The sequence below is a fragment of the Agarivorans sp. TSD2052 genome, assembly GCF_023238625.1.
Lineage (GTDB): Bacteria > Pseudomonadota > Gammaproteobacteria > Enterobacterales > Celerinatantimonadaceae > Agarivorans.
Genome location: NZ_CP096670.1, coordinates 3001775 through 3014586 on the forward strand (window position 1 = coordinate 3001775; position 12812 = coordinate 3014586).

12 protein-coding genes are annotated in these 12812 nt (G+C 43.7%); 5 read left to right on the forward strand and 7 right to left on the reverse strand.

Translation table 11 applies throughout. From position 1 onward, the window contains the following. Positions 1 to 96: 96 nt before the first annotated feature. Positions 97 to 309, forward strand: coding sequence for a transcription antiterminator/RNA stability regulator CspE (gene cspE / locus M0C34_RS13535; protein WP_248712215.1), 213 nt, complete (start codon positions 97 to 99; stop codon positions 307 to 309). A 555-nt stretch (positions 310 to 864) separates the two neighbouring features. Here the strand turns inward: cspE and M0C34_RS13540 are convergent. Further along, positions 865 to 1623, reverse strand: coding sequence for a helix-turn-helix transcriptional regulator (locus M0C34_RS13540; protein ID WP_248712216.1), 759 nt, complete (start codon positions 1621 to 1623; stop codon positions 865 to 867). A 222-nt stretch (positions 1624 to 1845) separates the two neighbouring features. Here M0C34_RS13540 and M0C34_RS13545 point away from each other — a divergent pair, with 222 nt between their 5' ends. The 3 genes from M0C34_RS13545 (at position 1846) to M0C34_RS13555 (ending at position 5964) form a co-directional block, all read left to right on the forward strand. Beyond that, a complete protein-coding gene (locus M0C34_RS13545) occupies positions 1846 to 3831 on the forward strand; it encodes a thrombospondin type 3 repeat-containing protein (RefSeq protein ID WP_248712217.1) in 1986 nt (661 codons plus the stop codon). A gap of 32 nt (positions 3832 to 3863) precedes the next feature. Then, positions 3864 to 5147, forward strand: a complete 1284-nt coding sequence (locus M0C34_RS13550; RefSeq protein ID WP_248712218.1) for a hypothetical protein — start codon at positions 3864 to 3866, stop codon at positions 5145 to 5147. 289 nt (positions 5148 to 5436) lie between these two features. Then, positions 5437 to 5964: a hypothetical protein gene (locus M0C34_RS13555; protein WP_248712219.1), complete on the forward strand. Its 528-nt coding sequence runs from the start codon at positions 5437 to 5439 to the stop codon at positions 5962 to 5964. A gap of 3 nt (positions 5965 to 5967) precedes the next feature. Here the strand turns inward: M0C34_RS13555 and M0C34_RS13560 are convergent, their stop codons facing one another. The 4 genes from M0C34_RS13560 to M0C34_RS13575 all read right to left on the reverse strand — a co-directional run bounded on the left by M0C34_RS13560 (position 5968) and on the right by M0C34_RS13575 (position 10245). Further along, positions 5968 to 6927, reverse strand: coding sequence for a sensor domain-containing diguanylate cyclase (locus tag M0C34_RS13560; RefSeq protein ID WP_248712220.1), 960 nt, complete (start codon positions 6925 to 6927; stop codon positions 5968 to 5970). A gap of 338 nt (positions 6928 to 7265) precedes the next feature. Next, positions 7266 to 7934 (reverse strand): tetratricopeptide repeat protein, encoded by a 669-nt coding sequence (locus M0C34_RS13565; RefSeq protein WP_248712221.1) that lies wholly within the window; start codon positions 7932 to 7934, stop codon positions 7266 to 7268. 448 nt (positions 7935 to 8382) lie between these two features. Beyond that, positions 8383 to 9030: a tetratricopeptide repeat protein gene (locus M0C34_RS13570; RefSeq protein ID WP_248712222.1), complete on the reverse strand. Its 648-nt coding sequence runs from the start codon at positions 9028 to 9030 to the stop codon at positions 8383 to 8385. A gap of 216 nt (positions 9031 to 9246) precedes the next feature. After that, positions 9247 to 10245: an AraC family transcriptional regulator gene (locus tag M0C34_RS13575; protein ID WP_248712223.1), complete on the reverse strand. Its 999-nt coding sequence runs from the start codon at positions 10243 to 10245 to the stop codon at positions 9247 to 9249. Between the two features lie 164 nt (positions 10246 to 10409). Between M0C34_RS13575 and M0C34_RS13580 the strand changes: the two genes are divergently transcribed. After that, positions 10410 to 10979, forward strand: a complete 570-nt coding sequence (locus M0C34_RS13580; protein WP_248712224.1) for a lipid-binding SYLF domain-containing protein — start codon at positions 10410 to 10412, stop codon at positions 10977 to 10979. A gap of 61 nt (positions 10980 to 11040) precedes the next feature. Here the strand turns inward: M0C34_RS13580 and M0C34_RS13585 are convergent, their stop codons facing one another. Both M0C34_RS13585 and M0C34_RS13590 read right to left on the reverse strand, forming a co-directional pair. Further along, the gene (locus M0C34_RS13585; RefSeq protein ID WP_248712225.1) at positions 11041 to 11964 is read right to left on the reverse strand and encodes an arginase family protein; all 924 of its coding nucleotides are present in this window, start codon (positions 11962 to 11964) and stop codon (positions 11041 to 11043) included. Positions 11965 to 12020: 56 nt separating this feature from the next. Beyond that, positions 12021 to 12767 carry an SDR family oxidoreductase gene (locus M0C34_RS13590; RefSeq protein WP_248712226.1) on the reverse strand — a complete coding sequence of 249 codons (747 nt, stop codon included), beginning with the start codon at positions 12765 to 12767 and terminating at the stop codon, positions 12021 to 12023. Between the last annotated feature and the right edge of the window lie 45 nt (positions 12768 to 12812).

The following is a 12812-nucleotide window of genomic DNA, read 5'->3' on the forward strand; positions in this document are numbered from 1 at the left end:
GTTTCCCTTAGCTTTATCGTCACATTAAATAATTCAAGCTTGAGCGCATCGCATTATCGCGAAATATTTATTAATTAATATATAAGGGACACAAAAATGTCTAATAAAACAACTGGTCTAGTAAAATGGTTTAACGAAGATAAAGGTTTTGGTTTCATTACTCAAGACAATGGCGGTGCAGACGTATTTGTTCACTTCCGTGCTATCGCTTCTGAAGGTTTCAAAACTTTAGCTGAAGGCCAAAAAGTATCTTTTGAAGTAGAGCAGGGCCAAAAAGGTCCTCAAGCGGCTAACGTAACAGCGCTTTAATTTCAAAAGTAGGCGCAAATGGTGTAATCACCATTTGCGTTACTTACTCGTATTTTTCACTAACCACATTTATACCGTATCTGCGAAAATATAACCATTTCAAACATCTACTTCTAGTATATGTCGCTGCGATTCTTATTCTCTTCGTTATATCATATAAATACATTCATTTAGCGTAAGCATCAGCACTTAAACTCACACTTTAAGTACCCAATATTGTGGTGTCTTCTCGCTGATATTAACAATAAGGACAATTATGGCTCGTTCAACAGGTCGTAAAAGATTTTGGTTTCAGCATAATCGTAAAGAAAGCTACAAAGCCAAATAACAAAAACAAGCTTTAACCCATTAACATTACTTTTTTAACAACCAGCAATACATCTGCGATATGGTTTTTGCCTCATTAACTTAACCCTATAAGTGCAGACCCTCTCAGTGAGAGTTAAGATCTAAATAAATTGATGAAAATCCTCCTCATCATAAGCAACAACTTAGACACAACTCTCGCTCTCTAGTCGCTATCTGCTATCAAATAAAAACACTATAATATCCTGATTAACCTTGAAATAAATGAGGTTCGGTAAAGTAACGAGCGATCAGTTGATTTTGATTACGTGAGCCCGTTTTACGCAATAAAGACTTAATCTGACTACGTATTGTTTCTTTCGACTTATTCCGCAAGCAAGCTATTTCGGCCCCATCGTAGCCCTCGATAAGCAGCAGTAACACTTGCCATTCGGTCTCGGTGAGCGCTTCCATTGCGACATTAACATCACGGCATCTAAGCAAACTTTGCTGCATATGGTAAAGACTCAATTGCTGGTTTGCCCAATCCGTCAACAATGAAAAAAGACTTTGCATATCGTATTGCTCGTTGACCGAAAACCGATGTTCTCGATGACAACTCAATAGCAAGCGGTGACCATAAGCCAAGGAGCGAAAACCAGAAAGGGTATGATTAAAACTCACTGAGGGATAAATCACCTCAAGAAATACCGGGTTATCAATCTTTCTCAGAGGCAAACGTTGCTGCAAGTATTGGAGAGAGCCCCACAATGAAGGCTGTTGTAGATAGTCGTTTATATAAACATCATCAGCGCGATGCTGCTGGTAACACAGTAACTGCTGTTCAGTAAAGCCCCTACTGTAGTTAAAAATAGGTAAGCCAGTCTGATCCAACACCAACAGCACTACACCTTCAATCGCCACTTTCTTTAATAAAGCGTCAGCCAGCCCACTCAGTGAGTTAACACAGAACACCGCTCGATGACGATGCTCAATTAATGGTGATTGAATTAAAGACGCTTTTAACATTTCCCATCCCTAATACAGTGTACATACCATTAAAGCACAAGCCTCTTAACTATGTACCCGCTTCCGCGTAGTCATTTCCCTAGGCAACTGATCTGAATCAAGTTTTATGTTTTTTTAAGGTTTTCATCACCTATATGGGGGATGAAACGCTCTGTGAGTATGTCCTACCCTGTAATCGCCAAGCTTCCTGCTTTGGCAAACTTACTTCGTAAAGGGACAATTATGAAAAAATTTCATCCTCTCGCCTTAGCGGTTGGGATGGCGGTAGGCCTGAGTGCTTGTGGTGGGAGCGATCCCGAGCAGCCAGTAGGTCCGCTTACACTTGAAGTTACCGCTATCGACGGCTATTTACAGCAAGCTGAAATATGGCTCGATTTAAATCAAAATTTTGTAAAAGACGATGGAGAACCTAGTGCCATAAGTGGCCCTGGCGGTACAGCAGAACTCAATATTACCGGCGTAAGCAATCTTGACGACATCCCTGTGGTGGTACGAGCAATTGCTGGACAAACTATCGATGAAGATCAACCCGATACTGCAATTACTAGCAGTTACATGATGTCTGCTCCGGCTGGCCAAACCGAAGTAACGCCCCTTTCTACACTTGTGCATATCACGATGCGCAACGATGAAAGCTTAAGCCTAAGTCAAGCGAGTCAAACAATAGCCAATGATCTAGGGCTAGAAGAAGATACCGTGCTACTCGGTGACTTTATCGCCAATCAACAAGCAGATCTTGCCCAATTAGCTGGCTTGCTGGTAGCCGCTGAACTCATGCCTGCTAGCGCAGCAGAAGCAGCCCAGCCAGAGACCGTCGCCGAACAGTTTAACGATGTTAAAGACATACTGGCTGATGTGGCTGAGGATGAAACGGTCATTGTGCAAGATGGACAAATTATTAAAGTTACCGACGACGAGGATGACGACAATGATGGAGTAAATGATAACGAAGATGCCTTCCCGCATAACGCTGATGAAAGCGCCGATAGTGATGGTGATGAAGTAGGCGACAATGCTGATGCCTTCCCTAATGACCCTAGCGAAACCAAAGACAGTGATGGTGACCAAGTCGGTGACAACGCTGATGCCTTCCCTAATGACGCCAGCGAAACCAAAGACAGCGATGGTGACCAAGTCGGTGACAACGCTGATGCCTTCGCCAATGACGCCAGCGAAACTAAAGACAGCGATGGTGACCAAGTCGGTGACAACGCTGATGCCTTCCCCAATGACGCCAGCGAAACTAAAGACAGTGATGGTGACCGATTGGGTGACAACGCAGACGCCTTCCCCAATGACCCTAGCGAAACCAAAGACAGTGATGGTGACCGATTGGGTGACAACGCAGACGCCTTCCCCAATGACCCTAGCGAAACCAAAGACAGTGATGGTGACCAAGTCGGTGACAACGCTGATGCCTTCCCTAACGACCCTAGCGAAACCAAAGACAGCGATGGTGACCAATTGGGTGACAACGCAGACGCCTTCCCCAATGACCCTAGCGAAACCAAAGACAGTGATGGTGACCAATTGGGTGACAACGCAGACGCCTTCCCCAGTGACCCTAGCGAAACCAAAGACAGCGATGGAGATTTAGTCGGTGACAACGCTGATGCCTTCCCCAATGACGCCAGCGAAACCAAAGACAGCGATGGAGATTTAGTCGGTGACAACGCAGACGCCTTCCCCAATGACGCCAGCGAAACCAAAGACAGCGATGGAGATTTAGTCGGTGACAACGCAGACGCCTTCCCCAATGACGCCAGCGAAACCAAAGACAGTGATGGTGACCAATTGGGTGACAACGCAGACGCCTTCCCCAATGACGCCAGCGAAACCAAAGACAGCGATGACGACGGTATAGGTGACAACGCGGATGCCTTCCCCAATGACGCCAGCGAAACCAAAGATAGTGATGACGACGGCATAGGTGACAACTCGGATGCCTTCCCCAATGATGCCAGCGAAACCAAAGATAGTGATGACGACGGCATAGGTGACAACGCGGATGCCTTCCCTAACGATGCCAATGAAAGCACCGACGCTGATAATGACGGTGTTGGAGACAATAGCGACAACTGCCCGCAACAGGCCAACGCCAACCAGCTTGATACTGATGGCGATGGTATTGGAGATGTCTGTGACAGCGTAGAGCCCGAAGTAGCTAGTTTTGATAGTGCCAAATTTGACCAAGCCCTATGGCAGTAGTCGAGAATAATTCAAAATTTAAGGAACAAATAATGAATAAACTAAACACCACACTTACCATCATTGCCAGCGCTTTATTTTTTAACAGCAGCTTCGCCTTGGCCGCTGCTGAACCAAGCGAACTTGTCACCTTTCAAGCTGGCGGAACGATCAAAGCCAGTGAAATGAACGATAACTTTTTGTATCTCAAAAACTTAAGCCTTTCATCTTCTCCTAACAACGGTTTTAGCGAAATAGCGATCAACTGTAGTGATGATGATGATGCCTTGCTTGATTACTTTGCTGAGCCCGATAGCAGCCAACGTTGGATAACCTTGAACTTAAGCGGTACCTGCGCGGCCGATGACAACGGCGAACTGCAAATCACCCGCGACAGCATTATGCTGCAGGGCGGCGAAGTGGCAGGCATGATTAAAGTCGTTGGTAAGCAAGATGTGGTCGTCAAAGGGGTTAACATCTTAGGTAAGGCTAACGACGATCGTGTTGCCTTTATCGACTCTGGCAGCGCGGTTTACTTCGAAAATAATAGCTACCCAGTAAACAGTGAGTTTTTGTCTACCGGAACTTCTTCCATCGTGTATAACGACAGCGTAGAAGGACAGCGCTTCGTAGCAAGCTTATCTTCTCGTTTATTTTTCTTCTCACCAATAGGAAAAGCCCAAGACATTGTATTAGACACTGCCAGTAGTATGGAATACACCAATCTTAGTAGCGCTCAAATGACAGTATTAAATGCCTCAGGATTTAAAAACTTAGGTCAAGGCACGCTCAGCCTCGATACTTTAAACATGGGCACCGGAACGGGTGGACAAGTTTACGATTTAAGTGTCACTAATGAAGTAGATTTGTTTGCCAATGCTGCTCTCGCAGTAGAGAACCAGCTTAGCGGTCCTTTAGTCTACGTAGGTGCGGGCTCATCACTGATAGGCGCTACCGTCATCACAAGCAAAGTGAATATTGAAACTGGTGGCAGCGTTGATGTTGACGTATTAGGAACCCAAGGTTCACCAATAACTGATTTAGAACTAAGAGGCAAATCAGCACTATGGGCTGAAAACAGTTACCTTACTAACGTTTACGCCATGGACAGTAGTATTGATAGCGCCAACATGGTTATCACTGGCAGCCTATTTACCCGTAAAACTAGCATTCTGTCACAAGATAGCTTCACTCTGAGTGGCAGCGCCGATGTGGGAAGTTTCAGTTATTTGGAAATGGCCTATCCGTTGGCAGATATGTGTAATAACTTTAACCATATTAATGTTGAAGCTTGGTCTTTTACCGATCAACAAGGCTTTCCTTATGATTGCCCATAAGCGTTAAGCGAGCAGTAAACGGTAATCTTAAAAAGGCTAAGCCCACTGGCTTAGCCTTAATGTAGTGAGCAAAAAGAACAAACAATACAACCTGAATTGTAGAGCACTTCTGATTTACGGAAACGCGGCCTTTGGACACGCCGTTCTAGCGCTGAAATTACAAGCATATGCGTCAGTAATCAGCCAAGTCACTCACAAAGCTGATACAAAATAACTCAATGGCGAAGTGATCCTATCAATCAGCGACTACGTTAAGATATGTACGGGTTAAATTTAACTGGAGCAATGCATGCACCAGCTTCATTATTTACTAAACAGCCACCAGCCAGCACAAGCGATACAGAAATGTTTGCTTGAACTAGGCTTAGACCTGAAACAAATAAAATTTGTGTCTCATATCGAGGCGCAAGTAAGCACCCATCAATTGCATGCTACAGCCTTTATTGAACAAGCAGATATAGTAAGAAAATGTTTGTTAGGTGCCCTATTTGGGTTGATTGCAACAGCAATTTGTATCGCAGGGCTATGGTTAAGCGGCTTAATTTCTCTAAATATATTGAGTATTGTTATTATTGGAGTGCTACTGAGCCTCGTTACTGCTTGGCTAGCCGGTATGGTGGCCTTCAACCAAGAAAACCACACTTTAATTAATTACCAACAAGCCTTATTGCCCGGCCAGTTGCTATTAATAATTAACACACCGCCCTGTTATCGCTCTGCTGCCAAAATGTGTATGCAGCGATACGCGCCCTACATTATTTTCGACAACCAGAAGCTGCTCCCCCCATGGCGGCGATTACACTTAATTAAATACTAAATCTTAGCGCTTACTCTTTTTATGCTGATACATTATTTGATCAGCGTCTTCGATAACACAGTCCATCGATGACTGCTGCTCAAAATCTACATCCACTAGGCCATAGCTAAAATTTAAAGAATACTCTACATTCAACTCAGCCACTGTTTGGCTTAACTCGTCAGCAAAACGAGCTAACACCTCTTTGGCTTGATCTAAACGGGTATTGGTAAACAATACCGCAAACTCATCTCCACCTAAGCGACCAAATAAATCAGAATCTCGCAACGAAAGTCGCATCTGTTCTGCCACCAACTTTAGGGCTTTATCGCCTTCAGCATGCCCATACTGATCATTAATCGGCTTAAACGCATCTAAGTCGAAATAAGCCAAGGCCAAGGGAAGCTGTTGTCGTTTACACATAGCAAATGAGTATTTGGCCAGTTGCATAAAACCACGACGATTCGAGATAGCGGTTAGCTCATCGGTACCCGCTAAGTGCAAAACGGCTAACTCTTGTTCAACCATTGCGGCTAAATCGCTCAGCGCTAATAAATCATCAGCGTCGAGACTTTTCGGTTCAGTATCGATGATGCATAAAGTGCCTAACTTATCGCCATTGGGTGCCTTTAAAGGATGGCCAGCATAGAAGCGAATATAGGGGTAACCAGTGACTAATGGGTTATCTGCAAAGCGCTTATCTTCAAGCGCATCGCGAATTTGGAAGGTAGTATTATCTAATATGGCATGCCCGCAAAATGAAATATCGCGTGGCGTTTCAGTGGCATCAACGCCAAAGCAGGATTTAAACCACTGGCGATTTTCATCAACCAAGCTGACTAAGGCAATAGGCACCTTAAATAAGCGCTTTGCCATACGAGTAATACGATCAAAACGTTCTTCTGGCTGAGTATCTAAAACATCTAATTGTTTAAGTGTTTGTAGCCTACTCGCTTCGTTAACCGGTGTATCTGGTGCTTGCATACTATGCTTCTTAATTGGAAATCATGAATGGATAAACGAATAACAACAACATCCATTAATTTAATCTTAATTATCAATTAGTTTTAGTATCTATCTCAAGTTGGAAAATGGCAAGTTTAAGGTTCATTAAAGATAAGTATAACAGCAGGCTTTAGCGCTGAAGTACTCATTAGCGAAGCAGTGCAAATAAATGTATAGCAGAAGTGTTAACCAGCGGGGGCAATCAGTAGATAACAACGAGTAAACCAGGTTACTTAGTACACAAACTTACCAAATTCCCGGTTCACTCACCGTATTTTTTAACCAGTCAGTATTGTCAATATGACACTAACCATCCCCTACCAAGGCACTTCAATGCCCATCGTTTCGATGAGTCTAGCGACTTCTGCCCAAGCAGCTTTCTTTTGGGTCATATCGAGTTCTTCTCCAATTAGAAAATCACGATCTCCAGGTGCATTACTGTGACCTAACAACGCCGCAATCGACATCCAGACATAAGCCTGCTCAGGGTCTTCTTCCATATTAGTGCCTTCAAAATAGTAAAGACCTAACAGATAAGCCGCTTCTTTATGCTTATTCAAGGCAGCTTGATTATACCAAAACTCTGCCTGACCATAATCTTGCTCGCTCCAATAATGCTCAGCCAATAAAAACTGGGCTTCGCCATCTTGTTGCTTAGCCGCCATGGTTAACCACTGAAGCGCTGCTTCTTTGTTAACGCCTTGGTTTGTTAAGCCTTCGCTATATAACACCGCGGCTTGAGTCATTGCAGGTACGTTGCCTAAATTAGCAGCCTTTAAGTAAGCGGCTAAAGCTGCATCATAATTCTGCTCGACTCCATCACCAGTATGAAGTTGTTGGGCAAGATCAAACTGCTCTTGGCCACAAGAGCCAGAACACACAATCGCAGAGGTTTCAGATGAGTTTACAGGTGCGTCGTTGGTATTGCTGCAAGCGACTAACATCGATGCACTAATACCCACTAAGCAATAGAGTGATTTTTTCATTATTTATTTTCCTTTGTTAACCGTTGCCTAATGACCAAAAAAGACAACCGGCGCAAAGCTACCACACTAAGGCCTATGGAAAATAGTGAATAATTACTTCATTGCGATGAATCAACTTAGCAGGGAAAATTGAAAATAGTGCTATCAAGATCACAAAGTTACTGCTAATCAGCATTAGCAGTAACATGTTTATGCATATAGTGGTTATTTAACGCAGTTATCAAAGAAGGTGACCGTAGCAGGGCGTGGGCATAGTAACAAAACCAAGCGGGTGAATTTCATTGGCAAGCATCCTTTATCTTTAATTTATCGAGCTAAATTACTCGCTCTCTAGTTAAAGTGGCCAAGGTTGCAATGTGATGAACAATTGATGTTTAATTTATGTCTAGCGTTAATAACCAACAAGCCAGCATCAATCGATGCTGGCTTGTTTGAACGCGGTATCGGTTTAGCGATAATCGGGAATAGAGCGATTCCATGTCACTAGGCGTTTAACACGGGCTTTATTACCCCAATAGCTAGCCAAACGGGGGTTGACCTCGGTCGCCAAACCCACTTTGTAGTAATAAGCTAAGGTACTCGCCGCAGGTTTAGAGCCCAGCTCTGCTGCTAAAGTAAATAGTTCAAAAGCCTTTTGGTAGCTTTGCTCTACGCCACGACCATAATGATACATCCTTGCCAGTGCCCATATTCCTTCAGCGTTGCCTTGCGCAACGGCTTGTTCAAATAGGCCCTGCGCTTTAACAAAGTCACGTTGGCCAATCACTCCATGGTAATGCAATAAACCCAATTCTCGACTTGCATCAGGGTGTTGTTGGTTGCTCGCAAACTGATAGTAATCAGCTGCTTTAGTGAAGTCAGCGTCTTCAAAGGTGCCTCTAGCATTTGCCTTAGCAACCCAATAAGCCGAATCTGCGCGGCCATTCTCAGCCAATTGTAGATGTAAATTCAAACAACTTTGCTGCTTTCTAAGACTGGCACACCAACCATTTAACGATGAATTACTAGCGCTTAGTTCGGTGTTTGCTTGTACTTGAAAAACAACACTCAAGATTAAACTCGAGCATGCCACAAACCAAGTAATAAACGTTTTCATGATGTTTGTCCTTTGGCTACTGATTAGGGGGGTATTTAAGTTCAAAACACCCTTTTCGTGATCAGTGTCGCATTTAGCGTGCCAAATATAAAAGCCATGCATTTCAAGCAACAAGCAGAATTTAGACGATGACACTCACCAAAATAAAGCGATAAACGCTAGCTTTATGCACCAAATTGGTAATTATTAAAAAACATAATACAAAAATAACTAAACTTAATTGGCCCTTGCAATTTTACGCCACTGCAATGGTGTTTGCTTAAACCACTTCTTAAAACAGCGAATAAATATGGCGGGTTCTCGATAGCCTAACTGCAATGAAATATCACTAATTGATAGTTGGCTATCGAGCAAATAATCAATTGCCATGGTTTTCCTAGCGTCCTCTAACAAACTCGAATAGCGGGTGTCTTTAGCTTTTAAGCGCTTTTGTAGCACCCGCACTTGTACCCCAAATAACTCTGCGACTTGCTCTATGCTGGTACGGCCGTCATAAATAAGCGCCGGTAACAGTTGGTAAATTAAGTCTTCGATATTGTCTAAACGATCTATGGCTGCCGCATTTTGCTTACTTAACTCACGGCTTATAGGAAATACTTGAGCACCAGTAACATGTGACCAGCGCTTATCAAACACAATTCCATTGCTGGGCATTTGGGTTTTTAACGGGCATTTAAGTAAGTCAGACAGCTCATTGGCGTGACTAAAGGGATGGTCCAACCAAAGCTCTCTGGGGTGCCATGAGTCACCAAGTAATTGCTTAAAGGTAGAAAACAAATTACACAGCATAGCCCTATACATAGCATCACAATTTAATTGATCGGCAAACTTTAATGAAAACTCTACCCGCACTAGATCGCCTTGCTCACTCAAGCTTAAACATGTGCCGCTAGATTGCGCATTTAAAAAGGCCTGAAGCATAAGTACCATCGCTGCTAAATTTGGCATATGTTGTATTGCTACAGCCACTGCGCCTTGCTTTCTCAACGCTAGGGTTAAACCGCAACAAGCGCTGCCTAAAGGTTGTTCACCGTAGTGATCTACCGCAGTGAAAAATTTGGCAATGTTCAATTGATTCACTAATCCGCTATCGCGGCGTAGCACACTGGGTGAGATATCTGCAGCAGCTAATAAGCGGTGTTTATCTAAACCTTGCAGCTCTGCTAATTCAACTATCGATTTAAGCGCAGCTAACTGAAATAGGTACTGTTGCAAAACAAATCCAATCCGTGAACAGATACACTAAGTGTCACGCTTATTCGTAAAATGTCAATTTTATTAGCTGTAAAGCTTAAAATAGCAGCAAGTTGAAAGGCCGAGTTGTATTTCACATTGTTGATTATGCTGCCTTGTAATGCAGCACCTACTTAGGAAAACCAATGACAAAATCATTAACTGCAATTTTCGCTATCGCCCTGCTAAACATCACTATTAGTTTCCCTGCATTAGCAAAAAGTGCGGCAGAAGAACGCGCCGAATCAAACCAAATGGTGCAGCAGAGCTTGGCCGACTTTAAAAAAGAAAATGCTGAACTAGCCGGTAAAATTAGTGGCTCAGTTGGTTATGCTGTATTCAGTAACGCTGGCATCAACCTGTTTGTTATCTCAGCTGGCGGCGGTCATGGGGTAGCTATAGATAATGTCTCAGGCAAACGCACCTATATGAAGATGGGCGAAGCTGGCGTAGGTTTTGGTGCCGGCGTTAAAGATTTTAGAGCGCTCATGGTTTTTAAAACCCGCGAATCATATGACAAGTTTGTTGAATCTGGTTGGTTATTTGGCGCACAAGCCGACGCTTCAGCAAAAGCGGGTGACAAAGGTGGCTCAGCTGAATCAGAAGGCGCTATAGGTGACGTTGAAATATATCAAATGACCGAAGCAGGCCTATCTTTAGAGGCAACAATTAAAGGAACAAAGTTTTGGAAAGATAAAGACTTAAACCAAGGCTAACAAGCAAGTAGTCACCTTGGAAAGCAATACTCAGCTTGGCAGATTGATATGCCAAGCTTTGTTAAGTTCTAAAGCCCCACACTGCATCTATTAGCTTCACCATAAGTTCTTGAGATACGCCGTTATGATCAAGTTCAGGCAAGTATTCAACAAAATCAGCCCCGACAAATTTATGACTTGAAGATAAAGCAGAAACAAGATGTAAGGCCTCACGGGCACTCAAACCTCCAACATTGGGGGTAGCACATGCTCGAAAAATACTGCCATCTAATACATCGTAATCAAAAGACAAATATATATGGTCAAAGTCAGTCTCTAACTGAGCCATAAGCTTTTGAATAACTACATTAATACCCAAATTATCGATGTGGCTAATATCATAGTTAGTCATTTTTAAATCACTAATCAGTCGGTATTCGTTAGGCATTAAGTCTCGTACACCGATATAAAAAACATTTTCTGGTTTTACTGCGAGCGCAGAGTCAATAGACCAGCCATGATGGGAATATTGGTTCATTAACATAGCTAAAGGTTTGCCATGTAGATGACTATCTAGGCTATTATTGCAGTCTGCATGGGCATCAACCCAGATTACCGCCACCTTTTTACCCCGCTGCTTCTGATAATAATCCATGGTAGCTTGCAGCGTGGCAACCGCAATCGAGTGATCTCCACCAATAGTTATAGGAGTGCGGCCAGCATGATAACTCTTCATCAGCCTAGCACTTAAAGCACAACAATATTGGTTGAGCGCTTCGAGTTTAGCGCCAGACTCCAGTAAGGCTAATACCGCAGAATCAACCGCTACATCCCCACAATCTTCAATGTCGCAAGCCCAGTTCTGGTTTCTTAGCGCGGTCCATTGGCTAAGCCCTAGCCATGACTGCCTGCCACCAGAGCGAAGTCCATCGACACTATTTTGCTTGGTGGTAACACAAGCCAAGTGGTTAAATGGCGCCCCGATAACATCAAAGCTTCTTTTCATAATTTTCCTTTACGACAAACAATGGTGGGCAAAAAGAGGAGATGATAAGTCATAGCTTACCTGCCGCCCGAAACATCAATAAAGGCCCCTGTCGTATAGCTAGATTTGTCAGATGATAACCAAACAATCGCTTCGGCTACATCCTCAGGGGTACCGCCGCGCTTTAAGGGTAGCTGCGCTTTTAGGCGGTCTACCCGATTAGGTTCACCACCACTCGCATGCATTTGGGTATAGATTAAGCCTGGTCTTACGCCGTTGACTCGAATGCCCTGCTCTGCCACTTCCATCGCTAAGCCAATTGTTAAGGTATCAACAGCCCCTTTTGAAGCGGCATAATCGATATATTCATGGGCAGAGCCAATTCGTGAAGCGGCCGAAGACACATTAACAATCACCCCGCCCTTGCCTCGATGTTTATAAGACATGCGCTTAACCGCCTCGCGACAGCAAAGGAAATAGCCTGTAACATTGGTTTTTAATGTTCGGTTAATTCTTTCAGCGGTCATGGCCTCAATATCCGTTTGAGCAAATAGCACTCCGGCGTTATTAATTAGCAAATCTATAGCCCCTAGCTGTTGGTCTACGATCTGAAAAAGTCTGAGTACTTGCTCCTCTTCTGATACATCAGCCCTGACCGCTATGGCCTTACCGCCAGCACCTTCAATTTGCGATACCACCGCCAAGGCTGATTGCTCATCCGCTAGATAATTAATACATAGCGAATAGCCTTGTTTAGCCAATTGAATAGCCGTTGCAGCCCCTATACCTCTGCCCGCACCGGTAACTATTGCTACCTTGTTCATCAAGATATTCCTCTATTAGATCAGTGAATCAAGCGCACTAGACGG

What these genes read in the sequence shown, in the direction of transcription:
- cspE (WP_248712215.1), top strand. Translation starts at nt 97, where the DNA reads ATGTCTAATAAAACAACTGGTCTAGTAAAATGGTTTAACGAAGATAAA.
- M0C34_RS13540 (WP_248712216.1), bottom strand. Translation starts at nt 1,623, where the DNA reads ATGTTAAAAGCGTCTTTAATTCAATCACCATTAATTGAGCATCGTCAT.
- M0C34_RS13545 (WP_248712217.1), top strand. Translation starts at nt 1,846, where the DNA reads ATGAAAAAATTTCATCCTCTCGCCTTAGCGGTTGGGATGGCGGTAGGC.
- M0C34_RS13550 (WP_248712218.1), top strand. Translation starts at nt 3,864, where the DNA reads ATGAATAAACTAAACACCACACTTACCATCATTGCCAGCGCTTTATTT.
- M0C34_RS13555 (WP_248712219.1), top strand. Translation starts at nt 5,437, where the DNA reads ATGCACCAGCTTCATTATTTACTAAACAGCCACCAGCCAGCACAAGCG.
- M0C34_RS13560 (WP_248712220.1), bottom strand. Translation starts at nt 6,927, where the DNA reads ATGCAAGCACCAGATACACCGGTTAACGAAGCGAGTAGGCTACAAACA.
- M0C34_RS13565 (WP_248712221.1), bottom strand. Translation starts at nt 7,934, where the DNA reads ATGAAAAAATCACTCTATTGCTTAGTGGGTATTAGTGCATCGATGTTA.
- M0C34_RS13570 (WP_248712222.1), bottom strand. Translation starts at nt 9,030, where the DNA reads ATGAAAACGTTTATTACTTGGTTTGTGGCATGCTCGAGTTTAATCTTG.
- M0C34_RS13580 (WP_248712224.1), top strand. Translation starts at nt 10,410, where the DNA reads ATGACAAAATCATTAACTGCAATTTTCGCTATCGCCCTGCTAAACATC.
- M0C34_RS13585 (WP_248712225.1), bottom strand. Translation starts at nt 11,964, where the DNA reads ATGAAAAGAAGCTTTGATGTTATCGGGGCGCCATTTAACCACTTGGCT.
- M0C34_RS13590 (WP_248712226.1), bottom strand. Translation starts at nt 12,767, where the DNA reads ATGAACAAGGTAGCAATAGTTACCGGTGCGGGCAGAGGTATAGGGGCT.